This window comes from Streptomyces albicerus (genome assembly GCF_008905045.1).
Lineage (GTDB): Bacteria > Actinomycetota > Actinomycetes > Streptomycetales > Streptomycetaceae > Streptomyces > Streptomyces albicerus.
Genome location: NZ_VWMY01000004.1, coordinates 224313 through 249324, shown reverse-complemented (window position 1 = coordinate 249324; position 25012 = coordinate 224313). Strand labels below are relative to the sequence as shown.

The 25012-nt window shown below is 70.4% G+C and carries 16 protein-coding genes; 6 read left to right on the top strand and 10 right to left on the bottom strand.

What is annotated here, in order from left to right; translation table 11 throughout:
• Positions 1 to 68: 68 nt before the first annotated feature.
• A complete protein-coding gene (locus tag GAS53_RS05150; RefSeq protein WP_151476203.1) occupies positions 69 to 3857 on the bottom strand; it encodes a S8 family serine peptidase in 3789 nt (1262 codons plus the stop codon).
• Positions 3858 to 4190: 333 nt separating this feature from the next.
• Here GAS53_RS05150 and GAS53_RS05145 point away from each other — a divergent pair, with 333 nt between their 5' ends.
• Positions 4191 to 4493, top strand: a complete 303-nt coding sequence (locus tag GAS53_RS05145) for an SCO4225 family membrane protein (RefSeq protein WP_151476202.1) — start codon at positions 4191 to 4193, stop codon at positions 4491 to 4493.
• Positions 4494 to 4570: 77 nt separating this feature from the next.
• On the opposite strand, the gene GAS53_RS05140 is transcribed toward GAS53_RS05145, so the two are convergent.
• A complete protein-coding gene (locus GAS53_RS05140; RefSeq protein WP_151476227.1) occupies positions 4571 to 5755 on the bottom strand; it encodes an RNA-guided endonuclease InsQ/TnpB family protein in 1185 nt (394 codons plus the stop codon).
• Between the two features lie 167 nt (positions 5756 to 5922).
• Here GAS53_RS05140 and GAS53_RS05135 point away from each other — a divergent pair, with 167 nt between their 5' ends.
• Complete coding sequence (locus tag GAS53_RS05135) at positions 5923 to 6729, top strand: SDR family NAD(P)-dependent oxidoreductase (RefSeq protein WP_151476201.1); 807 nt, start codon at positions 5923 to 5925, stop codon at positions 6727 to 6729.
• Positions 6730 to 6923: 194 nt separating this feature from the next.
• On the opposite strand, the gene GAS53_RS05130 is transcribed toward GAS53_RS05135, so the two are convergent.
• Positions 6924 to 7874 (bottom strand): TauD/TfdA dioxygenase family protein, encoded by a 951-nt coding sequence (locus GAS53_RS05130; protein WP_151476200.1) that lies wholly within the window; start codon positions 7872 to 7874, stop codon positions 6924 to 6926.
• 159 nt (positions 7875 to 8033) lie between these two features.
• Positions 8034 to 8735: a TetR/AcrR family transcriptional regulator gene (locus GAS53_RS05125; RefSeq protein WP_151476199.1), complete on the bottom strand. Its 702-nt coding sequence runs from the start codon at positions 8733 to 8735 to the stop codon at positions 8034 to 8036.
• 220 nt (positions 8736 to 8955) lie between these two features.
• On the opposite strand from GAS53_RS05125, the gene GAS53_RS05120 reads away from it, so the two are divergent.
• Together GAS53_RS05120 and GAS53_RS05115 are read left to right on the top strand one after the other, a co-directional pair.
• On the top strand, positions 8956 to 10473 hold the full coding sequence (locus tag GAS53_RS05120; protein ID WP_151476198.1) for an APC family permease: 1518 nt from the start codon (positions 8956 to 8958) through the stop codon (positions 10471 to 10473).
• Positions 10474 to 10502: 29 nt separating this feature from the next.
• Positions 10503 to 12161: an amidohydrolase gene (locus GAS53_RS05115; protein WP_151476197.1), complete on the top strand. Its 1659-nt coding sequence runs from the start codon at positions 10503 to 10505 to the stop codon at positions 12159 to 12161.
• Positions 12162 to 12295: 134 nt separating this feature from the next.
• Here the strand turns inward: GAS53_RS05115 and GAS53_RS05110 are convergent, their stop codons facing one another.
• Entirely contained in the window at positions 12296 to 12862 is a 567-nt protein-coding gene (locus GAS53_RS05110; RefSeq protein ID WP_151476196.1) for a GNAT family N-acetyltransferase, read from the bottom strand.
• Positions 12863 to 12947: 85 nt separating this feature from the next.
• Positions 12948 to 15752, bottom strand: a complete 2805-nt coding sequence (locus GAS53_RS05105) for a beta-L-arabinofuranosidase domain-containing protein (RefSeq protein WP_151476195.1) — start codon at positions 15750 to 15752, stop codon at positions 12948 to 12950.
• Between the two features lie 357 nt (positions 15753 to 16109).
• Here GAS53_RS05105 and GAS53_RS05100 point away from each other — a divergent pair, with 357 nt between their 5' ends.
• Entirely contained in the window at positions 16110 to 18212 is a 2103-nt protein-coding gene (locus GAS53_RS05100) for a ricin-type beta-trefoil lectin domain protein (RefSeq protein ID WP_151476194.1), read from the top strand.
• A 122-nt stretch (positions 18213 to 18334) separates the two neighbouring features.
• Here the strand turns inward: GAS53_RS05100 and GAS53_RS05095 are convergent, their stop codons facing one another.
• Positions 18335 to 18790 (bottom strand): MarR family winged helix-turn-helix transcriptional regulator, encoded by a 456-nt coding sequence (locus GAS53_RS05095; protein WP_192582957.1) that lies wholly within the window; start codon positions 18788 to 18790, stop codon positions 18335 to 18337.
• Positions 18791 to 18989: 199 nt separating this feature from the next.
• Here GAS53_RS05095 and GAS53_RS05090 point away from each other — a divergent pair, with 199 nt between their 5' ends.
• Positions 18990 to 19958 (top strand): alpha/beta hydrolase, encoded by a 969-nt coding sequence (locus GAS53_RS05090; RefSeq protein WP_151476193.1) that lies wholly within the window; start codon positions 18990 to 18992, stop codon positions 19956 to 19958.
• Positions 19959 to 20012: 54 nt separating this feature from the next.
• On the opposite strand, the gene GAS53_RS05085 is transcribed toward GAS53_RS05090, so the two are convergent.
• The 3 genes from GAS53_RS05085 to GAS53_RS05075 are packed head-to-tail and all read right to left on the bottom strand — an operon-like array spanning position 20013 to position 24969.
• The gene (locus tag GAS53_RS05085) at positions 20013 to 22007 is read right to left on the bottom strand and encodes a S9 family peptidase (protein WP_225858743.1); all 1995 of its coding nucleotides are present in this window, start codon (positions 22005 to 22007) and stop codon (positions 20013 to 20015) included.
• A 23-nt stretch (positions 22008 to 22030) separates the two neighbouring features.
• Positions 22031 to 23752: a dolichyl-phosphate-mannose--protein mannosyltransferase gene (locus GAS53_RS05080; RefSeq protein WP_192582956.1), complete on the bottom strand. Its 1722-nt coding sequence runs from the start codon at positions 23750 to 23752 to the stop codon at positions 22031 to 22033.
• A gap of 53 nt (positions 23753 to 23805) precedes the next feature.
• On the bottom strand, positions 23806 to 24969 hold the full coding sequence (locus GAS53_RS05075; protein WP_404829175.1) for an MFS transporter: 1164 nt from the start codon (positions 24967 to 24969) through the stop codon (positions 23806 to 23808).
• Positions 24970 to 25012: the final 43 nt, after the last annotated feature.

The window sequence follows — 25012 nt, the reverse complement described above, 5'->3', positions numbered from 1 at the left end:
GGGTGTGGTGCGTTCGGCGGGTGAGCGGGCGGTCGACCGCCCGCTCACCCGCCGAACGCGTGGAGCATCTATCCGCGATGCAGGTACGCGCGCCGCACGGTCTGCCGCACCGAGTTGCCCGCCGCGTCCCGTGCCGTGACCCGCAGTGTCACGTACGCGTCCCCGCGTACCCGCGACGGCTTCTCGACGGTGGCCTTGAACGCGTTGAGTCCACGACCCTTCACCTCGGTGCCGCTCCAGCTCTTGCCGTCGTCGTACGAGGCCTCGACCTGGACGCTCACCCCGCGTGGTGCGGCCGACGCGTCCTGGGCGCGGACCGTCAGCCCGACGGAGTGCGTGCGGCCGGAGCCGACGGCATTGCGTGCGTCGACCGGTACGTCGTAGTCGAGTTGGAGCAGCGGCAGAGCCGTCGCCGCACCGGTCGTTCCCGATCGGAACGACCAGGACGTGTCCGTACTGGTCCCGTAGGCCCACTCCTCCGACACGCGTGACGTGGTCAGATCCAGTCGGAAGTCGGCGGCGCCGGAGGGGACTTCGAAGTCCGCCCACGCGCTGTCGGCCTCGGTGGTCCTGCGGCCGTTGCGATACAGCACCGCGGCGGCCGAGTCACTCGGCGCCGCCTTCGCCCCGCCGGAGGTGCCGGCCCCGCCGTCGCCGCCCTCGATCAGTCGCGACCAGTGACCTGCCGCCGAGTCGGTGAACTCCGGGATCCGCAGGCGCAAAACGTCTCCCTTGCGCACGGACGGGGTCGTGGTGCCCTGCGGGATCGACGGGCGGACAACAGCTCCCTGCCAGGTGTCTTCGGCCCGCTCGCCCGCCCGGTAGGTGCGCGGTGCGTCGGCCATGCCGACGGCCAGCGGCATGTCGACGACGAACGTGGTCCCGTGGTGCACGAGATGCTGCCAGCTGGTGTCACCGGCGCTCACGTACTCGGTGCGCTCGAAGCCGGTCGGCACATAACGGGTGTACTGCAGCCAGGCGGTGTCCTGGTACGGCCGTCGGCCGAAACGCTGCTCACTGGCCCACGGGGCGCCGCCGTTGTCGGCGTACGTGGTGCGTACGACCGCGCTGTTGCGCTCGGAGACCGTGTGCACGACCTTCTCCGGAATGCGCTGTGAGGACACCTGCATGACGTCGTAGAGGTACGGGCTGCGCGCGGTGCCGGTGAACTTCACCGTGGTGTTCGCCTTGCCGATCCGCTTCAGCAACGCGGCTCCCGCACTTGCGCCGATCCGCACGGTCGGTACGCCCCAGCGCTCGCCGTCCGGATGCCAGCGGGTCCACGCGATGTCGTTGTAGTTGACGACCGCGATGCCGCGGACACCGGCCGCGGCCGCCTGCTCGGACAGCTCCCGTTCGTCGAGGCCCTCGTCGTTGGTGAGGACCGCGAGTTTCCCGCGGGCCCGGCCGAAGTCAGGAGCCGCGGCGTCACCCGCGTCGACCGCCGTCAGGCGTGTTCCCCGCTCGTCGAAGAGAGGCGAGGCGGGCATGTAGTAGGCGTCCAGCGGGTCCTTGTCCCCCGACACCGTCGCGGCCAGCAGGGGCGCGACGAGCTGCCAGCGTGAGGCGAACTCGAAGGTGCCGTCGGTGACGGTGGAGGTGGGACTCACGTACAGGCGTTTGGCGACGTCGAAGTACATCGTCCCCTGAAGCAGGCCGTGCCCGTCGATCTTCCGGAACGTCTGGTAGCTGAGAATGCCGCGCTGCTCGGCCGGCCGCGGTGTGCGGATGTCGACGAGGGTCGTCTTCCGGGCGTCGAGCGTGACGGACGTGTCCTTGGTGACCTTCACCTCCGGCAGGACCACATGGCGCAGCTCCTGTCCGTCGGAAGCGGTGTCCAGGGACGAGTAGTCCAACTGGTAGGTGCCCTCCTCGACTTCGGCGACGGCCGTGTCGGCGTCGATGTACCCCATGAAGCCGTCGGCTCCCCAGATCGTCGGCTGTGCCTGGATCCGCTTGCCCCGGTGGTCGACCGTCTTGACGGTGATCCGGTGCGTGGGTCCCTGCACCACGAGGCTCACCGTGGTGTGCACGGTGACCTTCCCGTCCGCGGAGACCGCGGTCACGTAGCCGTAGTAGTCGCCCTGCTGGGCGCGGGCCGGATCCACCGTCAGCGGGACGTCGGCCGTGCCGCCCGCGGGCACACGTACGGAGCCGGAGCCGAGCCGCACCGCGCCCTCCGCGGGTTCGCGACCTCCCGCCGTGGCCAGTTCGGTGGTGAGGGCGAGTGTGACGTCGGCGTCGGAGGTGTTCGTGTACCGCAGCTGCGTCGTACGGGTGTCACCGCCGCCGGTCTCGAACGGGCCCAGGGCCACCGTGCCCGTTGCGGTGACCGGGCCCAGCGCGGCCGCCGTCACATCGATGCGGCCGCCGCCCTGCTCGGTGACCTCCTGGCCGGTGGTCGTACGGGCCGTGCTGACGAGAGCGTCCTTCAACCGGTCCGCGCTCCAGTCGGGATACCGCTGGGCGAGCAGAGCGGCGGCGCCCGCCACGTGCGGGGTGGCCATCGACGTACCGGAGGCCGCCACATGGCGCGCGTCGACCGGGTCGCCCATCGTGGTTCCGGCCGCGCGGGCCGCCACGATGCCGACGCCGGGCGCCGTCACATCGGGCTTGACCGCATCGTCACCGGCTCGTGGACCGCGGCTGGAGAACGGGGCGAGGGCGTCGTTCCGGTCGACCGCACCGACGGTGAGGGCGGCGTCCGCGGCACCGGGGGAGCCGATGCTGCCCGTGCCCTGCTGACCGCTGTTGCCCGCCGCCACGACGAACAACGCGCCGGTGCGCTCGGTGAGTTCGTTCAGCGCGAGGCTCATCGGGTCCGTGCCGTCGCTCGGGCTCTCCGACCCCAGGCTCATGTTGACGACCTTGGCGCCCGCGTCCGCCGCCCACTCCATGCCGGCGATCACCTGGGACTCGGTGCCGTAGCCGTCGTCCCCGAGAACCTTCCCCACCAGCAGGTCGGCGGCGGGCGCCACTCCCTTGCGGCCGCCGTCGGACGCGGCCCCGCTCCCGCCGACGATGGACGCGACGTGCGTGCCGTGGCCGAAGGCGTCCCCGGTACCCGAGCTGCCGGAGAAGTCCTTGGCCTGGGCGATCCGTCCGGCCAGATCCGGATGCGACTGGTCGGCGCCGGTGTCCAGCACGGCGACCTTGACGGACTCGCCCCGATAGCCGGCCTTCCACACGCCGGGGGCATCGACCTGCGGGACACTGCGGTCCAGGGCCGCGCCCACCCGGCCGTCCAGCCACACCCGAGGGGTGCCGGCGACCCGGGCCGTGTTCAACGGCGCGTCGGCGGGCGCCAGTTGCTTCCAGAACCGGCCGAGATCCTCCTCCGCGACACGCATCGACCGCGCACCGATGCTGTCGAGGCGGCGGACCTGCGAGCCGTCCTCGGCGAGGCCGGCCAACCGCCGTGCGGCGGACGCCGCCGGGCCGTCGTCCGCCGCCACGATCAGCGGAAGCGCCTCACTGTGCGCCTCGTCGTACCGCTGGTCGAGGAGCGCGCTCACGTCGAACAGCTTCCGGTCCAGTCGCCCCGCCGAGACCAGGTCGCCGGCATCGGACGGCAGGACCGTCAGATGCCCGTCCTGTTCGTAGGTCCGGAAGATAACGTGCCGCCGTCCGGCTCCGGGCGTGACTGAGGCGGACCGCCGCCCGTCGGCGTCGGTGGCGACGGTCACCCGGTCACCGGTGATCAGACGTACGGTGCCGAGGTTCGTAGGCTGGGGGGCGTCCGCCGCGGCTGTCGGTGTGGGCGCCGCACCGGTTCCGGCCGATGCCGGTGCCACGGTGCCGGCCGTCAGAGCGAGTCCTGTCGATATCGCCGCCACCAGGCGGATACGTCTCTTCATTCCCGTGCCTTCCGTCGTACGCGCAGAAATGTTCATGCGCTGGACAGAATCCGGTGGTGCGGAATGCCATGTCACTCAATTCCGCTGGCACAGGTGGGACATGTCGCAAGCGCGACACCGCGGCCGCCCTGCGCGTCCGCGCCGGCATGGGCGGCGTTGCGCCGTTGCCGGCCGGGGCGTGCTTCGCCGCGCCAACAGGCATCCACTGAACGTGAGTACGCCACCGCGGTCTTTGAGTATCCGAACTCAGGGCCCGGAGATCTCGTGCGAACAGACTGGACCGCAGCGGGGTGCCGGAGAAACCGGAACCTCTCGAACAGGGGAGCGGGCACCATGAGTTCAGTCATCGGAGAACGGACACTCAGCACGCCTCTCGGCACCTGGCCGGCTCGTCTGTACCTCGCGGTGTGCGCCGCACTGATCGTGTGGCTGGCCGTCGTGTCGGCCCAGCCGCACGAGGACGCCTCCTTCGCCGCGGTGGTCCCGCTCCTCGTCACGGCGCCGGCCAGCATGCTCGTACTGGCCGTACCGGACGGCGCGACGGCCGGCGTGTTCGCCGTGCTCGCGGTGTCCGCTGTGGTCAACGCATGGCTGATCGACATGGGTTGGCGGCGGCTCAGCGGCCGGAGGGGCTGATTCGCCCCTGCTGCAGCCGCCGTCGGATGCATATGCTCACCCGTTGACTTCCTCCCCCTCGTGAACGAGGGGGATTCCTACGGCTCGCGCCGTGGGGTTTTCTGCTTCATCGCCGACTGCCCGCTCGGAGTTCTCCGTTGAGGTCTTACACCAGCTCCCCAGACAGACACCGCCAGCCCGGCGGCCAGAAGGTTGTGCGCCGCGTTCACGTCCCGGTCATGGCACGTGCCGCAGTTGTCACACGTCCAGTTACGGACGTTCAGCGGCATCTCCGGCTGGAGGGTGCCGCAGACCGAACACAGCTTGGAGGAGGGGAAGAAGCGGTCCACCGCGATCACTTCCCGCCCGTACCAGTCGGCCTTGTACTCCAGCATGCTCCGGAACTGGGCCCACGCGGCATCACTGATGGCGCGGGCCAGGCCCCGGTTCTTGACCATGTTGCGCACGGTCAGGTCCTCGATCACGAGCGTTTGGTTTTCACGCACGAGTCGAGTGGTCAGTTTGTGCAGCACATCCCGCCTGCGGTCGGTGATCCTGGCATGGATCTTCGCGACCTTCTCGCGGGCCTTGCGCCGGTTGGCGCCGTCCCCTTTGGCCTTGCGGGACAACTCCTGCTGGGCTTTGGCCAGGCGCTCGCGGTCGCGGCGCTCGTGCCGGGGGTTGGCGATCTTCTCCCCGGTCGACAGTGTGAGCAGCTGGTCCAGGCCGACGTCGATGCCGACAGCCTTGCCGGCAGTTGCGAGAGGCTTGACGGACGGGTCCTCGCACAGGAGGCAGACGAACCAGCGTCCCGCGCTGTCCCGGCTCACGGTCACCGTGGTCGGCGATACTGCCTCGGGCAGGGGGCGGGACCAGACGATCTGCAGAGGTTCAGCCATCTTCGCCAGCGTCAGGCGCCCGTCATCAAACCGGAACGCCGAGGAGGTGTACTCCGCGCTCGCACGGGACTTCCGCTTGGACTTGAAGCGCGGGTACTTGGCCCGCTTGGCGAAGAAGTTCGCGAAGGCGCTCTGCAGGTGCCGCAGCGCCTGCTGCAGGGGAACGGAGGAGACCTCGTTGAGGTAAGCCAGTTCGTCGGTCTTCTTCCACACCGTCAGCATGGCCGAGGTCTGGTTGTAGTTGACCCGTTCCTGCCGCGCCCACGCCTCGGTGCGGGCGGCGAGTGCCATGTTGTAGACCTTGCGCACGCATCCGAACGTGCGCGACAGCTCCGCTGCCTGCGCATCGGTCGGATAGAAGCGGTACTTGAAGGCCCGCTTCATGTGAGTAGCCACAACTCACAAACTTTCACGGCAACTTGTGGCGATGGGCGGGCGGTTGGTGGTGGACGTCGATCCGCGCAGGGGGTGAATCGGCTTTCCCTGCCCTGCTCCGCAGGAGTCCGTTTCCTCCCCCGCCTGAAGGCGGGGGTATCCACGGAGGCACCCAGATGACCGGACACGAGATCACACAGCGGAGCGACCAGGGCCTGCTCGCAGGCCAGGTGGTCATGATCACGGGGGCGTCCAGCGGGATAGGCGAGGCGGCGGCCCGTCTGTTCTCGGAGGAGGGCGCCGCGGTCGTCCTGATGGCACGCCGCGCGGAGCGGCTGCGTAAGCTCGCCGAGGAGATCACCGCCGACGGCGGCCGGGCGCTCGCCGTTCCGGGCGATGTCGCGGTCACCGCCGACGTCCGCCGCGTGGTCGACGCGGCGGTGGAGCACTTCGGCGGCCTCGACTCCGCCTTCAACAACGCGGGTTACGCCACCGTCGGGACCCCTCTGCACGAGATGGACGACGAGGTGTACGACCGCACGATGGACGTCAACGTCCGCGGCGTGTGGAACTGCATGAAGCACCAGCTGCCCGTGATGCTGGCCTCGGGCAAGGGCGGCTCCATCGTCAACACCAGCAGTACGGCGGGCCGTTACGCGACCGGTGCGTCCGTCCCGTACGTGGCGGCCAAGCACGCCGTCCTGGGCATCACCCGGGCGGCGGCGTCCGAATACGGGGAACACGGCATCCGCGTCAACGCCCTCGTGGTCGGCACGACGCGCAGCGAGATGATCGACGACGCGGTGCGCCAAATCCCGGAGCTGGAGCAGGCGTTCATCGCGCCGCAGATCCAGAAGCGCATGGCGTCGCCCCGGGAGATCGCCGAGGCGGCGGCCTGGCTGTGCAGCGGGCGCTCGTCGTTCGTCACGGGTGTGGCGATGCCGGTGGACGGCGGCATCTCGGCGCAGGCCAAGGCCGGTTGAGAGGCGCGGAACCACCAGGGCGCGAACCGTGACGTGGGCGGTCCATAGCGCCGGACCCGTCGGCTCGGGCTGCGTGCAGAGGGAGTACTCGGACACCGTCACGACATCGTCCCGTACGGTCAGGTCGGTGAACACGTTGCGGTTGTCCGCGAAGGCTGCGAAGAACCCGCGCCACGTCGGCCGATCCGCCGACCTCACCAGCGTCGCGGTTCACTTCCCACGATCGGTGCCGACGGCCTGCCGTCCACGCCGACCGGGACGTCGCCTTCGAGCATCACGCGGTGCATGACCCGGGGATGGTCGAGGTGGGCCGTGTCGCTGGGGGCCAGGTGGATGGTGGCCCGGTTGTCCCAGAAGGCCACACTCCCAGGCTCCCAGCGGAACCGCACGGTGTACTCGGGCCGGGTCGCCTGCCCCAGCAGCATCTCCAGCAGCGGTGCGCTCTCCATGCGGGACAGCCCGAGGATCTGCTCGACGTAGTAGCCGTTGACGAACAGCACACGCTCGCCCGTCTCCGGGTGTACCCGCACCAGCGGATGGTCGGAGGCGATCTGCTGGTCCAGCAGATGGCGTACGTACGCGTCGTCGCCGGGCCGTGCCTGGTAACCGACTCCCAGCCGGTGCTCCGCGCGCAGCCCGTCGACGAAGTCCCGCAAGGGCTGCGAGAGTCCCGCGTAGGCGGCCGCCAGGTTGGACCAGGTGGTGTCGCCGCCGTACGGGGGCACGGTCTCGGCGCGCAGGATGGTCGCGGCCGGCGGGTCGACGCGGGCGCCGTGGTCGCAGTGCCAGCCGCGCAGCAGCGAGTGGCGGCGCCGGCGCAGCCATTCGTCGTGGTCCATGCCGTACCGGCCGCCGAGTTCCAGCCGGTCGGCCGTCGTCTCGATCTCCGGAAAGCCGGCGGGTGAGGCGCTGCCGCGTTTGCCGAGGCGGACCGGTTCGCCGAACCACCGCGCGAACGCGACATGCGAGGCGTGGTCCAGGCGCTGCCCGCGGAAGAACACCACCTTCCAGCGCAGCACCGCCGCCCGGATCTCGGCGACCACCGCGTCGTCCAGGTCCCCGGCCAGGTCGACGCCCGTGATCTCGGCGCCGATGTGGCCCGCGACCGGCTTCACCTCGACCTGTGTGGGGCTGTCCGTCGTCATGCCGGCTCCGTTGATCGTGCGGTTCGACTGATGGTCGTGGGGTTCGACTCATCGTGGAGTTCGACTCATCATGCGGTTTGGCACGTCGTGCGGTGTGGCCCGTCGGGGAAATCATGACCGTTCCGTCCGGCACTCGGCAGTGCGCGTCGGGGGAGCGGGTCACGTCTCCGCGTGGCCCGGAGCGCGGGCGGCCAGCGCGACCAGCAGCAGGTCCACCGCCTCCTCGAAGGAACTGTCGGCCATGGAGCGCAGCTCCTCCCGCACGCTGGTCAGGGCCGGATAGGCCGCCGGGTCGAGCGCTTGGTACGCCTCCGTCCAGGCCTGCTCATCGGCCTCGCGCTGTTCCCGGGGGAGTGCCTGGCACGCGGCGTCCAGGGCCGCGTGGCTGAGCACGGTGTCGATGAAGGCCAGGTACAGGCGCACGGCGCGGGCGGGGGCGAATCCGGCGGACAGCAGCAGGCCGACCCCGGTCTCCACGGCACGGAACTCGTTCTCTCGGCGGGTGACGCGGTACGAGGCCATGGCGGCCGCACGGGGATGGGCGAGGTATCCGGCACGCACCCGCATCGCCATCTCGCGCAGCGAGGCCACCCAGTCGGGGCCGGGCACGAACCCGGCCATGGCGTCCCCGATGATCCGGTCGGCGATGGCCAGCAGCAGGTCGTCGGTGTTGCGGAAGTAGCGGTAGAGCGCGCTCGGGTCGCACCCCAGGGCCGCGCCGAGCCTGCGCACGCTGAGCGCCTCGGGACCGTGCTCGCCGATCAGCCGCAGCGCGGTCTCCGTGATCAACTCCTTGGACAGCAGGACCCCCGAAGCGGTGGGGCGTCGGCGTCGGCGCTGCTGAGGGGCGCGGGTGGGCATGTCGACGGATCCTTTCGCGCGCTGTGCAGACCCGGCGACGGCCCTCGGCGGGACGACCGCACCTGGTGCTGCTGTCGAGGAACCTCTGCATGCTCAGTGAACGGCTCCCTCCGTCCTTATGTCAACAGCATTGACGCAAAGTGTGCGGCCGTTGTTCCATCCTTCGCATCCCCACACGGCTCTTCCTCCCTGTCCCTCTCCCTCCCCGCGAGGAGCCCCGATGTCTCCGCTCACTCCCGACCGGACCACCGCCCCGGACCGACCGCCCACCGAGCTCCGCCGCACTCTCGGCGTCGTCGACGGTGTCGCCATCGCCGCCTCCAGCACGGCCGCCACCACCAGCATCGCCATCGGCATGGGCACCATCGGCACGATCGTGGGCCTTCAGGCCCCGGCCCTCCTGCTGCTGGCGTTCCTGCCGATTCTCGGGATCGCCACGGCCTTCGCCCGTCTCAACCGCTCGGAACCCAACTGCGGCAACGGCTACACCTGGGTCGGCAAGTCGCTCGGCCCCTGGCCCGGCTTCCTGGCCGGCTGGGTCACCCTCGTCGGCTCGATCATCTTCCTCGCCTACACCAGCGCGGTCACCGGCTCCGTCGTCCTGATCTTCGCCAACAAGGCCGGCCTGGACTCCCTCGCCGGGATCGCCCTCGACCCGACGTCCACCGCAGCGAGCACGGTCGTCGGCCTGGTGGTCCTCGCCGCGGTCACCGTCCTCGCGGTCACCGGGGTGCGCAGCGCCACCCGGCTCCAGTTCGGCCTGCTGATCTTCGAGTACGCCGTCCTGCTGGTCTTCTGCACCTGGGCCCTGACTACGGGTCAGCAGGAGTTCTCACTGGCGTGGTTCAACCCCTTCGAGATCTCCAGCGGTACGGCCTTCGCACAGGGCATGGTCCTCGCGGTGTTCTTCTTCTGGGGCTGGGACGCGGCGTTCAGCGTCACCGAGGAGACCAGAAGCCCTGGCGATTCGGCCCGCGGCGGCTTCATCGCTCTGTTCGCCATGCTGGGGCTGTTCATCTTCGCCTCGGTCGCCTTCCAGCGGGAGATGAGCCTGCCCGAACTCATCGAGAACGGCCCGCAGGCCCTGCCGTACCTGGGCGCCAAGCTGGCTGCCGAACCCTGGGCCAGCCTCCCGCTCCTCGCCCTGATGTTCTCGGCTGTCGCCTCCGTCCAGTCCGCCGTCATCCCCACCGCCCGCGGACTGCTCGCCATGGGCCGCGACCGCAGCATGGGCCCGGTGTGGACCCGTATCCACCCCAAGTACGGCACCCCCGCCGCCGGAACGATCGTCGTCATGTCGATCGCCGCCGCCATCGCCCTGCTCGCGATGGCCATCCCCAAGCTCAGCGACATGCTGCTGGCCGCCGTCAACGCCATCGGCCTCGTCGTCGCCCTCTACTACGGCCTCACCGCGCTCGCCTGCGCCGTCCGATTCCGGGCCGCACGACACGACGGCCCGCGGGAGGCACTGCTCGCCGTCGGCGTACCGGCCGCCTCCGGGCTGGTCCTGCTCGGCCTCGGCGGTTACCTCGCCTACTCGTACGCGACCATGACCGACCACATCGAACTCAGCCCCGACAACGGCTGGTTCATGCTCACCCTGCCCGCCACCATCGTGCTCAGCGGGCTCGTCATGGCGGCCGTCGCCAAGTACGCCCGCCGCTCGCCGTACTTCACCACCGGGCGCGGCACCGACGCCGACGCCCTCGCCCTTCCGATGGACCGCACGGCCGTCTGAACCCGCCTCTCCACTGGAGCGTTGAACCCATGTCCCACCCCCAGGCCGCCGACCTCGTCCTCACCGGCGGACCCGTCCACACCGTCGACGCCGCGCGCAGCCGGGCCACCGCCGTGGCCGTGCGCGGCGGACGGATCGTCGCCGTCGGCCACGACGAGGTCCACGAACTGATCGGCACCGGCACCGAGGTCGTCGACCTCGCCGGACGGCTGCTGCTGCCCGGCTTCCAGGACGCCCACGTCCACCCTCAGGGTGCGGGCACCGAACTGGGCCTGTGCCACCTGAACGACACCGTCGACCCGAAGGAGTACCTGCGGCGCGTGAAGGCATTCGCCGACGACCACCCCGACGCCGAATGGATCACCGGCGGTGGCTGGTCGATGGAGGCCTTTCCCGGCGGCATGCCCACCGCCGCCCTGCTCGACGCGGTCGTTCCCGACCGGCCCGTGTTCCTGCCCAACCGTGACCACCACGGCGCCTGGGTCAACTCCCGTGCCCTGGAACGCGCCGGCATCGACGCCCGCACCGCCGACCCTGCCGACGGCCGCATCGAACGCGACGCCGACGGCAACCCCACCGGCATGCTCCAGGAAGGCGCGGCCCACCTCGTGTCCCGCCTCATGCCCGACCGTACGCCCGAGGAGCAACTCGCCGCGCTGCTGCGGGCCCAGTCGGTGCTGCACTCGTACGGGGTCACCGCCTGGCAGGACGCCATCGTGGGCGCGTACGCCAACATGACCGATCCGACGCCCGCCTATCACGCGGCCGTCGACCGCGGCCTGCTCACCGCCCGGGTCGTCGGCGCGCTGTGGTGGGACCGCGGTCGTGGCGCCGAGCAGGTCCCCGAACTCGTCGCGCGCAGGGAGGAGTTGAGCCGCGGCCGGTTCCGGGCCACCAGCGTGAAGGTCATGCAGGACGGCATCGCCGAGAACCACACCGCCGCCCTGCTGGGCCCGTATCTCACCGGCTGCGGCTGTGTCTCCGACAACTCCGGCATCAGCTTCGTCGAGCCGGACGAGTTGAAGAAGTACGTCACCGAACTCGACGCGCTCGGCTTCCAGGTCCACTTCCACGCCCTCGGCGACCGTGCGGTGCGCGAGGCGCTCGACGCCGTGGAGGCGGCCCGCGCGGCCAACGGGTGGCGCGACACCCGCCACCACCTCGCCCACCTCCAGGTCGTGCACCCCGAGGATGTACCGCGCTTCCGGGCGCTGGGTGCGACCGCCAACCTGCAGACGCTGTGGGCCGCCCACGAACCGCAGATGGACGAGCTCACCATCCCGTTCCTCGGCCCCGAACGGGCCGCGTGGCAGTACCCGTTCGGCGACCTCCTGCGTAGCGGCGCCACCCTCGCCGCCGGCAGCGACTGGCCGGTGAGCAGCCCCGATCCGTTGGCGGCCATCCACGTCGCCGTCAACCGGATCGCCCCCGACGCGCCCGAGGGCACCCCGGCCTTCCTCCCGGACCAGAAACTCGACCTCGGCACCGCCGTCGCCGCCTACACAGCGGGCAGCGCGCACGCCAACCACCTCGACGACATCACCGGCAGCATCACCGTCGGCAAACTCGCCGACCTCGTCGTCCTGGACCGTGACCCCTTCACCGGGCCACCCGAGGAGATCTCCGCCACCCGTGTCTTGCAGACTTTCGTCGAGGGCCGCCGCGTGTATGCGGCCACTGACGCATGACGCCTGCCAACTACGGTGGCCGTGTCCGGCCGTCCGGCGAGCAGCTTGCTGCGGGCGGTCGCGTACGACTCGCCGGTCTTGGCCATGCGAGCGCGCACGAGGCTACTGGCACGCCCATGAGGGGACCAGCTCGCCTACTTGACCAGTCCCCGGTCACCGACTCCGTCGGACGCCTGCCACTCGGAGGCCAACAGGCCGAACAGCAGGTCGTCCGTCCACTCACCCTTGATCCACGTGGCCTGCCGAAGATGGCCCTCCTGGACGAAGCCGAGCCGCCGCAGGAGCCGGGCCGACCCTTCGTTGCGCGCGTCGCACTCGGCGGAGACCCGGTGCAGACCGCGGCGCCCGAAGAGGTCGTCGAGGACCGCTCGTACGGCCTCCGCGGCATAGCCATGCCCCTGCCGCTCACCGGCCAGCGTGAAACCGAGTTCGGCCTGCATCCGGTTCTCGTGCAGACAGACCCCGACGTCCCCCACCAGACAGCGGTCGGCCTTGAGCTCGATCGCGTACTGGAACCAGCCCGGTTCCTCCAAAGACCCTGCGGCGTATCCCCGCACCGTCCGCACCGCCGAGTCGAGCGGCACGGGCGCCGTCCAGCTCTGGTAGCGGGCCACCAGCGGATCCGACCGGTACGCGGCCAGCGGCGCCGCGTCCTCGGCGCGGAAGCGGCGCAGTACGAGCCTGGGAGTCTCGAGCAACATCGCCCGATCGTCCCACGCTCGCCGCGCGCTCAGGTCTTCGGAGCCCGGAACGTCAACAGAGGGCGTCGGCAGACGAGTTGGTGCGTCAGGACACGTACGACGCGTTCTGGGCCGTGGTCACCACGGTCTGGCCGTCGGCCTGGCTGAGCAGCCCTGCCGACACCCACGAGTTCACCGTGCTCTGCACCCGTGTGACCAGGGCGCCCTTGTTGCTGAACGGGGCGCCGGCCCAGATCTCGTCCAGGAGCGTGGTGCCGTCGGCCTTGGCCGGGTTGGTGACGCCGGAGTCCCTGGTGCCGAAGACGACCTTGGGCTCGGACCGCCGGAAGTAGGCGTGCGTGGGGTCCTCGGTCCCTTCGAAGAACGGGGCGAACTCGGTACCGTTCAGCGTGTAGTGGAGCGGCTTGCCGGACACGGGGGTGAGGGTCGGCAGCAGATCGCCGGAGAGGGCCGCGTTGCGGTAGAGCCCGAACTGCAGGTAGCCCGTGCTGCTGTTGCGGGCGACCAGGTTGACCGGACCGTAGAACAGGGTCTGCAGTCCCGAGTCGTCGAGAGCCTTCTCGACCCGCACCCGGAACGGGATGGTGACGCGCACGACGTCACCGCTGCGCCAGGTCCGCGAGACGGCGAAGTAGCTCCCGGCGGCCGGAGTGCCGCTCACCGCACTGCCGTTGACCGTCACCTGGAAGCCGCTCTTCGCCCAGGAGGGCACGCGCAGCCGCAGCTCGAAGGCCGCACTGCCGCCGCCGATGGTGAGGGTGGAGCCCTGCTCCCTCGGGTAGTCCGTGGTCTGCGTGACGGTGACGCCCTTCTCCGACCAGGTCAGGGTGGTCGGGCTGTACAGGTTGACGTACAGCGCGCTCCCGTCGGCCTTCTTGAAGTAGACCGAGTCCTGGTACTTGGTGGCGCTCTCCATGCCCGTGCCCTCACAGCAGGTGGTGCCCTGCTTGGGGGTGAAGTCCCGGACATGACCGGGCGTCAGGCCGATGAAGTAGGTGACGAGGGGCTTCTCCGCGTCGGCCTTGTCCTGCTTCGAGCCGAGGACCTGGTTGTAGAGGGCCCGCTCGTAGTAGTCCATGTACTTCGGGTCCTGCTCGTGGAAGAACAGCATCCGGCTGAGCTTGAGAAGGTTGTACGCGCAGCAGGACTCGGCGCTGGTGTCGCTGATCGTTCCGGCGATGACCCCACGGGCCTTCCAGAACTCGGCCGTGCTCGTACCGCCGATGCCGAACATCCGGTGGGGGATGACCATGCCCCAGAAGTTCTTCGCGGCGGTGAGGTACCGGGTCTCGCCCGTCGCGTCGTACAGCCGGATCAGTCCGGTGAAGATCGGGATGTGCTGGTTGGCGTGCAGCCCGTCGAGCGTGTCGGTGTTGGCGGCGCAGGCGTCGATGAGCTTGTCGAGGTCGAACAGCTTGGCCAGCGCGAGGTGGTCGGCCTTGCCGGTGATCGAGTACAGGTCGACGATCGTCTCGACGATGCCGCCGAACTCACCGCTGGAGAAGATGCCCCACATCCGCTGCAGGGTGGCTTCGGGCAGCTTGGACAGCCGGGAGTACATCCAGTCGCACATACCGGACGCGAGGTCGAGCGCCCGGGCGTCGTCCGTGGCGAGGTACGCGTCCAGCAGACCCTTGAGGATCTTGTGCGCGGTGTAGTAGGGCGCCCAGACCTTGGTGTAGTCCGGGCTGGTCCTCGACTCCAGGTCGATGAACTGCGTCTCCGGGTAGGCGGCGAGGAACCCGGCGTGGCTCGGCCCGCCCCAGGTGCGGCGCAGGGTGGCGGTCAGCCCGCGGCCGGAGGCGTCGGCGAAGGTGCCGCCGGTGGTGGTGGCGAAGTAGTACGACGCGAGGTTGCCGAGTCCGGCGGAGGAGTTCTTGGCCTCGTTGGTCTGCAGCGAGGTGATCTCGGCCGCGGTCAGGGCCCGTGACCAGACGTTGAACTCGTCGAAGGCGCCCGCGAACACCGGGTCGCCGGAGAAGTTCGAGCGGCCCAGCCAGTTGTTCGTCAGGGCGCCCAGGACGGACGGGTTGAGCGTCATCGCGGTGTTCTGCGCGACGGCGGTGCCGTTGACGTAGAGGGTGCCGGTGCTGCCGGAGATGGTCACCGCCAGATGGCTCCACTGGTTCAGCGGCAGCGCGGCGGTGCCGTTGAGGCCCTGCTCGCCGCCCGGCCCGTTGGTGGTGATGGCGAACCGCGGCACTCCGTTCGCGTTGCGGGTGACCAGGTACATGTACCGGGTGGCGTTGTTGCCGAAGTCGAAGACACGCTGCCAGTTGGCGTTGTGGGTGGGCTTCACCCAGACCGACAGGGTGATCGCCGCGGCACCGCCGAGCACGGCGGCCGGGAGATCGACGTACTGGTACGAGCCCCGGACGTTCTCGTGGGCGGCGCCCCACTTCCCGGTGACGGCGAGCATGCGCGGGTCGCTGCGCAGGGCGGCGCGCACCTCGGTCAGCGCGCCGACCATGGTCCGGATCTTGTCGACGTACGCCTGGTCGCCGGTGCTCGCGTAGGCCTGCGACAGCATGGTCAGGAAGTGGCCGGTGTAGTGGCCGCGGAGGTTGCCGTTGGCCTCGCCGTCCAGGCCCTCCCAGCCGCCGGGGGCGACCGCGCCGCCCGTGGAGAGGCCGGCGTTGGCGCGGAAGACCTGCAGCAGCCGGTTCACGTCGTAGCCGCGCCCGTGGTCGAGCATCAGCTGGCGCTTGGCGGCGAAGACGCCCTGACCGACCTTGACGTCCTTGAGCTCGAACGGCCGGAGCGTCCAGGCGGACGGCGCGGGGAGCGCGGCGGCCGAGGCCGAGCCGCTTGCGGCGTACGACAGCACCGGGGTCGCCGTGGCGAGCATTGCGGCCTGGAGCAGGCTTCGTCTGGAGAGGGCGGGGGCCATGCGTTCCTCGTCTCTGCGCGGGGGTCGGGGGTCGGGCGTTCGGGTGGGCGGAGGTCGCAGATTGTTCGAAATACCGTACGGCGTGCGGAAGTTCGACCAAAACATAGGTTTAGGTAGCGATCACGTCAACGCTTCCGGCGCGTTCAACTCCGGTTAATTTCGCGCGGCGGCGGCCCGTGGTGTGCGTCAACTCCTGGGTGGTGTGCGACCGGCGGAAATCAGGTGGTGACGATCCGTTGACTTCCGTATGGCCGGGGCCCTAGCTTCGGCGTCCCATCGGTTCGACGACTCGTGCAGTGTTCGATATGTCGGCCACCCTTGTGTGCTGGGCTGTCGTGCCCCCGGAAGGAACCCCCCATGCCCCTCCAGCAGTTCGTCCCGCGTGCAAGACGCCTGTGCAGAACGGTCGTGGTTCGTGCCGCCGTTCTCGCCCTGGCCGCCGGTGCCCTGGTCGGCCTCCAGCAGCAGGGGCCCGCCGAGCTGGACCGGGCGCAGCCGGTCGCGGTGACGTCGAATCAGATCCCGGTTCCGACGGCGCCGATGGGCTGGGCCTCCTGGAACACCTTCGCCGCCAAGATCGACTACAACGTCATCAAGGCGCAGGTCGACGCGTTCGTCGCGGCGGGCCTGCCGGAGGCCGGGTACAAGTACATCAACATCGACGAGGGCTGGTGGCAGGGCACCCGCGACAGCGCGGGCAACATCACGATCGACGAGTCCGAGTGGCCCGGCGGCATGACCGCGATCGCCGACTACATCCACAGCAAGGGCCTCAAGGCCGGCATCTACACCGACGCGGGCAAGGACGGCTGCGGCTACTACTTCCCGACGGGCCGCCCGGCGGCACCCGGCAGCGGCAGTGAGGGCCACTACGAGCAGGACATGCTCCAGTTCTCCAAGTGGGGCTTCGACTACGTCAAGGTCGACTGGTGCGGCGGCGACGTCGAAGGACTCGACGCGAAGTCCACGTACCAGGCCATCAGCGACGCGGCCGCGAAGGCGACGGCCACGACGGGACGGCCGCTGACCCTCTCGATCTGCAACTGGGGCAAGCAGAACCCGTGGAACTGGGGCGCCGGCATGGCCGCCCTGTGGCGCACCAACACCGACATCATCTTCCACGGCAACTCGCCGTCGTGGGACAGCATGCTGACCAACTTCGACACCAATGTGCACCCCACGGCCCAGCACACCGGCTACTACAACGACCCGGACATGCTCATGGTCGGCATGGACGGCTTCACCGCCGCCCAGAACCGCAGCCACATGAACCTGTGGGCCATCTCCGGGGCCCCACTGCTCGCCGGCAACAACCTGGCGACGATGAGCACCGAGGCCGCGAACATCCTGAAGAACCCGGAGGTCATCGCGGTCGACCAGGACCCGCGCGGCCTCCAGGGCGTCAAGGTCTCCGAGGACACCGCGGGCCTGCAGGTGTACGGCAAGGTCCTCTCCGGCACCGGCAAGCGGGCCGTCGTCCTGCTCAACCGCACCAACAGTGCGCAGAACATGACCGTCCGCTGGTCCGACCTGGGCCTGACCAACGCCTCCGCGACCGTCCGCAACCTCTGGACGCGGGCGAACGTCGGCAGCTTCGGCACCGGCTACACCGTCAACGTCCCCGCCAAGGACTCGGTGATGCTCACGGTCACCGGCGGCACCGAGGCGGCGAGCACCACGTACGAGGCGGAGGCCGCCGCCAACACCAAGGGCGGCGCCGCGGCCAACGCCACCTGCGCCAACTGCTCCGGCGGCACCAAGGTGGGCGGCGTCGGCAACGGCTCCGCCAACACCCTGCGGTTCAACGGCGTCTCGGCGGCCGACACGGGCACCAAGGTCGTCGACATCGCCTACACCAACGGCGACAGCGCGGCCCGCACCGCCGTCCTCCAGGTCATCGGGCAGCCGGCCACCACGGTCTCCTTCCCGCCGACCGGCTCCTGGTCCACGCCGGGCACCGTCTCCGTCGAGGTCTCCCTGGCCAAGGGCTCGGCCAACACCCTGACGTTCTCCAACGCCTCGGCCTGGGCGCCCGACCTGGACGCCATCGAGGTGCGCCCGCTGCCCGGCACCAACGGCACGCAGTTCGCGGGCCAGCAGTCCAACCGCTGCCTCGACATCGACAACAACACCATCACCAACGGGACCCAGGCCCAGCTGTGGGACTGCTCCGGCGGCATCAACCAGTCCTGGACCTACACCGCGCGCAAGGAACTCGTGGTCTACGGCAACAAGTGCCTCGACGCCTACCAGGCGGGAACCACCAACGGCACGAGGGTCGTCATCTGGGACTGCAACGGCGGCAACAACCAGAAGTGGAACGTGAACGCCGACGGCACCGTCACCAACGTCAACGCGGGCCTCTGCCTGGACGCCTACAACGGGGCGACCGCCAACGGCACGAAGGCCGTCCTGTGGACGTGTAACGGGGGCGCGAATCAGAAGTGGACTCGGCAGTAGTGCGGTAGCGCTCCGCTGGGCGCGGTGAACAATCCGCAGGCCGGTGGGGGCTGGTCGCGCCCACGCGGCGGAGCCGCATATGTCACAGCCCCGCGCCCCTTACGGGGCGCGGGGAACTGTCCTTAGCGGGTGACGTTCGTCGTGAGCAGGCGCAGCAACTGCTTGGCCACGGCGTTCTGTTCGGGCGTCAGGCCCATGGCGTCGCCGATGGCGAGGGGGACGGTGCCCGCCCGTTCCCGGAGGCGGGCTCCGGCGTCGGTGAGCCGCAGGGCGACGGAACGCTCGTCCTCCGCCCGCCGTTCGCGCCGCAGCAGGCCGTTCGACTCCAGGCGCTTGAGGAGCGGGGAGAGGGTGCTGGACTCCAGCTGTAGAGCGTTTCCCAGGTCCCGTACGGAGATCGAGTCCTGCTCCCACAGCACGAGCATGACCAGGTACTGGGGGTAGGTCAGCCCTAGCTCGTCCAGCAGGGGCCGGTAGCGCGCGGTGACCGCCCGTGAGGCCGCGTAGAGGGCGAAGCAGAGCTGGTCGTCCAGGAGCAGGGAACCCTCCTGGGGCGGTTCGGCTCCGGCTGTGCTCACGGCGCGCCTCCCTGTTTCGGTGCCTGCTCCTGTGCGCTGCACGACGATCACCACCCTATCGTTCGAGTCTCCTCGATTCTATCGACCCCTAATGAGTTGTGCACGACTAAGTCGCACGCTACTCTCATGGTGTGCCGCCGCTCCACGGCGAAGACCGCTGCCGGAGCCTGCCCGGGGCACCAGATCCGAGGAGATCGTCATGACCGACACGACCGGACCCCGTCCAGTCCTCGAGCCCGCCGCCGCGTCCTTCGCCGAGGCGACCGCGAACCCGCCGTACCTGTTCGACCTCGGCCCGGCCGAGGGCCGCAAGGTCGTCGACGACGTGCAGTCCGGTGACATCGCCAAGCCCGACGTGGACGAGGAGTGGGTCACCGTGCCCGGCGGCCCCACCGGACAGGTCCGGGCCCGTATCGTCCGCCCGGCGAACGCCTCCGGTGTGCTCCCGGTGATCATCTACATCCACGGCGCCGGCTGGGTCTTCGGCAACGCCCACACCCACGACCGCCTCGTGCGGGAACTGGCCGTCGGTGCCGGCGCAGCGGTCGTCTTCCCCGAGTACGACCTTTCACCCGAGGGCCGCTATCCGGTGGCGATCGAGCAGAACTACACCGTCGCCCGGTGGGTCGTCACCGACGGCGCCGACTACTACCTGGACGCCTCCCGCATCGCGGTGGCAGGTGACTCCGTGGGCGGCAACATGAGCGCCGCCCTGACTCTGATGGCCAAGGAGCGCGGCGACGTCCCCCTCGTCCAGCAGGTTCTCTTCTACCCGGTCACCGACGCCGCGTTCGACACCGGCTCCTACCACGAGTTTGCCGAGGGGTACTTCCTACGCCGCGACGCCATGCAGTGGTTCTGGGACCAGTACACGACCGACGAGAAGCAGCGCGCCGAGATCACCGCGTCCCCGCTGCGCGCCACCACCGAGCAGCTCGCCGGTCTGCCGCCGGCCCTGGTCATCACCGGCGAGGCCGACGTGCTGCGCGACGAGGGCGAGGCCTACGCGAACAAGCTGCGCGAGGCCGGCGTCCCGGTCACCGCCGCCCGCTACCAGGGCATCATCCACGACTTCGTGATGCTCAACGCCCTGCGCGAGACCCACGCCGCCGAAGCCGCCATCAGCCAGGCGATCACCGTGCTGAGGAGTGCCCTCGCGACCGGCTGAGGTCCTGGACGGAGTGCGGCCCCGTCGTATCCACGACGGGGCCGCCGCCGTACGTCACTCCTCCAGCCGCAGCAACGGAACTCCGTGCGGCGTGAAGCCGAAGACCTGTCCGTACAGGGAGAGTTCGGCCTCCAGGGCGGCGACCATCGTCTCGCGGCGTCGGAAGCCGTGGCCCTCGCCCTCGAAGAGGCAGTGGGCGTGCGGGATCGAGCGGCCGGCCATCCCCTTCAGGAATTCCTCGCTCTGGTCGGGTGGGCAGATGACGTCGTCGGTCCCCTGCAGCAGCAGGAAGGGCACCTTGATCCTCTCCGGGTGGGCGGCCGGCGAGCGGTCCCGGTAGCGCTCGGGCACCTGGGCGTACGGACCGACAAGGGACTCCAGATAGTGCGACTCGAAGTCATGGGTCTGCCGCGACGCGAGGAGGGACAGATCCAGCACCGGGTAGAGGAGCGTCGCGCAGGCGTACACGTCGGTCGTGGCCAGTGACTCGGCGGCGGTGAAGCCGCCGGCGCTGCCGCCCCGGATGGCGATGCGGCCCGCGGAGGTCAGGCCTTCGTCGATCAGCGCGCGGGCCACCGCGGCACAGTCCTCCACGTCCACGACACCCCACTCCTCGCGCAGCCGCTCGTGGTAGGCGCGGCCGTAGCCGGGAGTTCCGCCGTAGTTGACGTCCGCCACGCCGATACCGCGTGAAGTGAAGTACGCGATCTCCAGGTTGAGCGCGAGCGGCGCGCGGAGCCCTGGGCCGCCGTGCGCCCAGATCACGTACGGCGGCAGCTCCCCGTCCGGGCCGGCGGCGACGGGATTGCGCGGCGCGTACAGGTGGGCATGCACCTCCCGCCCGGCGGGACCCTTGAACGCCCGGACCACCGGCTCCGGGAAGTAGTCCGGATCTGTCCGAGCGCGGCGCCCCTGACCGACGGCCCGGGCCGTCATGGTGGCGGTGTCCACCTCGACGACCTCGTAGGACGTGCGCGGGCCGGCCGCGACACCGAAGATCCGCGTACCCGAGACAGCCAGGTGGGGCAGCCACTCGGACCGGTCACCGGGAACGTCGGCGAGCTCGCCGCGCCCGGGGTCGAGTACGCCCAGGCGCTGCGCCCCCACGCCGTGCAGCACCGCGACCCGTCCGTCCGGCAGGGGTGCGAACCATCGCAGCCCCAGGCGCTGGGCGCCGGCGAACTCCTCCTCGGCAGGATGCAGGGCCTGCGCGGCACCGGTCTCCGGGTCCACGCGGTACAGATTCCACCAGCCGGTCCGCTCGCAGGCGACCAGCAGACTGCCGTCGGCGGCCCACTCCGCCTGGGCCACCGGATCGCCCGGTCCGCCGAGGAGGGTACGGACCCGGTGCAGCGAGCCGTCCTCGCCGACGTCGGCGATCCGCAGGGCGGCGGCGTCCCACGGCATGTGCGGGTGGTCCCACACCGACCAGACGGCCCGGCTGCCGTCGGGGGAGAAGCGCGCACCGGAGAGGAAACGGTGCCGGTCGTCGGTCAGTTCACGTACGGCCGACCGGTCCTCAGCCGCGCTCCCGTCCAGCGGGACCGCGGCGATCACCCGTCGTACGTCGCCCGGTCCGTCCCCCGTGAACTCCTCGAGCACACACCGCACTTCGGCACGGCCGAGGTCGATCTCGGGCTCGGCCCAGCGCAGCCCACCGCCCACCGGCGAAACCGGCGTCAGCGGCTGGGGGACGGCTCCGGGGAGGTCGGCCCGGTACGCGTACAGCCGCTGGTCGGCGAAGTTCACGAACACCGCGAGCGCACCCTGGCCGTCGACATCCGCCGCCCAGGCGCGACCGCCGTACTCGATCACCCTCCCCCGCACGTTCCAGGGGGCGGGCAGCAGCATGTCGACCGCCCCGCCCGAGCGCCCGCGCATGAGGGCCAGCCGCCCGTCCTCCTCGGGACGCGGCTCCACCCACCACACCTCGTCACCGCACACGCCGACATACGACGGCGCGGCGATCTGGCCCGCCGTCATGCCGGCGGCCGCCAACTCCGCCGTGACCGGGGAAACCCATGAGCCATGGGGCGCGGTGCTGGTCACTGCTTCACTCCCTCGTCCGGACCTCAGATCCACGTGTCCAGCCACATCCTGTCGCGCCAACTGCCATACGGGATCGTCATGCCCGTGTAGATCGGGAAGAAGTAGATGAAGTTCCAGACGATGAGCAGGACCAGGACGCCCGCGGCCACCGCTCCGCGTGCCCGGCGTTTCTCACTCGACCTCGGCGGCCCCAGCATCGCGCCCACCAGCATCGCGACGGCCAGGCACAGATACGGCACGAAGGCGACCGTGTAGAAGGAGAAGACCGTACGATCCTGGTACTGGAACCACGGCAGGTATCCCGCGCCCACCGCACACAGGACGGCTCCCGCGCGCCAGTCGCGGCGCATCGCCCAGCGGTAGAGCAGATAGAGGAGCGCGAAGCACGCCGACCACCACAGCAGCGGTGTGCCCAGCGCGAGGATCGCCTGGGAGCAGCCGGAGGCGGTGCGGCAGCCCTCCTGGGCGGTATCCGTCTCGTAGGAGTACGCCACCGGTCGCCCGAGGACCAGCCAGCTCCACGGGTTGGACTCGTAGCGGTGAGGAGAGTGCAGCCCGACGTTGAACTCGTAGACGCCGTACTCGTAGTGCCACAGGCTGCGAAGGGATGCCGGGATCCAGGACCACAGGCCGCCGCGGTCGTCCGCCCAGTGCCGGCCGTAGCCCTTGTCGGTCAGGAACCAGCCGGTCCAGGTCGCCAGATAGGTCACCGCGGCCACTGGCAGGAGGGACAGTACCGACCAGCCGAGGTCCTTGCGCAGCACCGCCCGGTAGGGGTGGCGGGCCCCCGCGACGCGGCGGGCGCCGACGTCCCACAGCACGGTCAGGATGACGAAGAAGGCCATGAAGTACAGGCCGTTCCATTTGCTGGCGGCCGCCAGGCCGAGGAAGGCGCCGGCCGTGATCCGCCAGGGCCGCAGGCCCGTCCCCATACGGTCGCCGGTGTGCCGGTCGGGGCCCGCCAGGCCGGCCGCGTCCACCGGCAGGGCGGCCGCGAGCCGGGCCCGCGCCCGGTCCCGGTCGAGGAGCAGGCAGCCGAACGCCGCCAGGACGAAGAACATGACGACGAGGTCGAGCAGCGCGGTGCGGCTCATCACGTAGTGCAGGCCGTCCACCGCCAGCAGCAGCCCGGCCAGGCAGCCCAGCGCCGTCGACCGGAACAGGCGGCGCCCTATTCGGCACAGCATCAGCACCGACAGCGTGCCGAGCACCGCGGTCATGAAGCGCCAGCCGAACGGGTTGAGGCCGAACATCCACTCACCGAGGGCGATCACCCACTTGCCCATCGGCGGGTGCGCGACAAAGGCCCCGGTGTCGGAGAGCGGGATGACCTGCGGATCCGCCAGGACCTGCGGGTCGGCGATCTTACGGTCCGGCCAGGTCCCCTCGTAACCGAACCGCAGCACGGACCAGGCGTCCTTGGCGTAGTACGTCTCGTCGAACACGACGCTCCGCGGGCTGCCGAGGTGCCAGAAGCGGATCGTGCCGGCCAGTGCGGCGACGAGAATCGGGCCGAGCCACCCCATCGCCTTCGCGATCCGAGACGCCAGTTCCGGGCCGAGGCCGAGGGCCTCTCCGACGCGGGTGCCGGGTTCCGGGAAGGGCGGGACCAGAAGGTCGCGGGTATCGGTCCTCGGGCGTCCCGCATACCCGAACCGGCGCAGCCGCTCCGCCCAGGGACTGGACTCTGCCTCGGTGTGGGCGTCGGCGCCGACGCCCACCTGCGCCGCGGTGTCACTCGTCACCGGGTCATCGTAGGGAACGGATGTTCAAGCCATTGCCCCGCGGTGCGCGCTGATCAGGATGTGCGGTGCGCCGCACGGTGTTCCGTGGCCCAGTAGAGGAGGGCCAGCACGGGGAACGCGGTGCCGAGGAGAGCCACCCCGGTCCAGCCGCCGGCGTGGAACGCGACCGAGCCGAGCTGCGAACCGAGGGCGCCGCCGACGAAGAAGATGGCGATGAAGGCGCTGTTCAGCCGTGCTCGCGCGCTCGGATCGAGCTGGTAGATGGTGTGCTGACCGAGGATCAGCGTGGTCTGCACGGCCATGTCGAGCAGTACGGCGGCCAGGGCCAGCAGCACGATGTGGCGCTGACCGAGTCCCGCACCCGCGAAGGCGACGGCCGCGGCGACGAGCGCGGCGCCGGTCATGGGACGCACCAGCTTGCGGTCGGCCCAACGGCCCGCGAAGGGCGCCACGGCCGCTCCGGCCGCGCCGACGAGGGCGAAGACACCGACACCGACGGGGGAGTAGTGGAAGCGGGGGCCGGTGAGGACGTACGAGACGGTGGTCCAGAACGCGCTGAACGCGCCGAACATCGCCGCCTGGTAGAGCCCGCGGCGCAGCAACGCCGGGTGGACGCGCACCAGTTGGACCGTGGAGCGCAGCACCTGGCTGTACGGGAGGGCGGTGGTGGCGGCCTGCCGCGGCAGGGCCAGGTGCAGGGCGACGGCCAGCAGCGCCATCAGCACGGCGGAGCCGAGGTAGACGACCCGCCAGCCGGCCACGTCGGAGACCAGGCTGCTGAGGGTGCGGGACAGCAGGATGCCGGTGAGCAGACCGCTCATCACCCGGCCGACGATCCGGCCGCGGGCGTGGTCCGGGGCGAGGCTCGCGGCGAAGGGGACGAGGATCTGGGCGACGACCGAGGTGCCGCCGCTGATCAGGGAGGCGATCAGCAGCATGGGGAAGCTCGTCGCGAGTCCGGCGGCGACGAGGGCGAGGGTGGTGACCGCCAGCAGCACGCTGATCAGCCGGCGCTTCTCCAGCCGGTCGCCGAGCGGGACCAGGAGGAGCATGCCCAGGACGTACCCGACCTGGGTGAGCGTGATCAGCCCACCGGCCGCCGCCTCGCTGACGTGGAAGACGTCGCGCAGCGAGGACAGCAGGGGCTGGGCGTAGTAGAGGTTGGCGACCGTCATGCCGGAGGCGGCGGCCAGGAGCACGACGAGCCACCCCGGCACGCCGAGCGTGGTCGTGCTGGTGGACCGGCCCGAGGCCTGGACG

What these genes read in the sequence shown, in the direction of transcription:
- GAS53_RS05150 (WP_151476203.1), bottom strand. Translation starts at nt 3,857, where the DNA reads ATGAAGAGACGTATCCGCCTGGTGGCGGCGATATCGACAGGACTCGCT.
- GAS53_RS05145 (WP_151476202.1), top strand. Translation starts at nt 4,191, where the DNA reads ATGAGTTCAGTCATCGGAGAACGGACACTCAGCACGCCTCTCGGCACC.
- GAS53_RS05140 (WP_151476227.1), bottom strand. Translation starts at nt 5,755, where the DNA reads ATGAAGCGGGCCTTCAAGTACCGCTTCTATCCGACCGATGCGCAGGCA.
- GAS53_RS05135 (WP_151476201.1), top strand. Translation starts at nt 5,923, where the DNA reads ATGACCGGACACGAGATCACACAGCGGAGCGACCAGGGCCTGCTCGCA.
- GAS53_RS05130 (WP_151476200.1), bottom strand. Translation starts at nt 7,874, where the DNA reads ATGACGACGGACAGCCCCACACAGGTCGAGGTGAAGCCGGTCGCGGGC.
- GAS53_RS05125 (WP_151476199.1), bottom strand. Translation starts at nt 8,735, where the DNA reads ATGCCCACCCGCGCCCCTCAGCAGCGCCGACGCCGACGCCCCACCGCT.
- GAS53_RS05120 (WP_151476198.1), top strand. Translation starts at nt 8,956, where the DNA reads ATGTCTCCGCTCACTCCCGACCGGACCACCGCCCCGGACCGACCGCCC.
- GAS53_RS05115 (WP_151476197.1), top strand. Translation starts at nt 10,503, where the DNA reads ATGTCCCACCCCCAGGCCGCCGACCTCGTCCTCACCGGCGGACCCGTC.
- GAS53_RS05110 (WP_151476196.1), bottom strand. Translation starts at nt 12,862, where the DNA reads ATGTTGCTCGAGACTCCCAGGCTCGTACTGCGCCGCTTCCGCGCCGAG.
- GAS53_RS05105 (WP_151476195.1), bottom strand. Translation starts at nt 15,752, where the DNA reads ATGGCCCCCGCCCTCTCCAGACGAAGCCTGCTCCAGGCCGCAATGCTC.
- GAS53_RS05100 (WP_151476194.1), top strand. Translation starts at nt 16,110, where the DNA reads ATGCCCCTCCAGCAGTTCGTCCCGCGTGCAAGACGCCTGTGCAGAACG.
- GAS53_RS05090 (WP_151476193.1), top strand. Translation starts at nt 18,990, where the DNA reads ATGACCGACACGACCGGACCCCGTCCAGTCCTCGAGCCCGCCGCCGCG.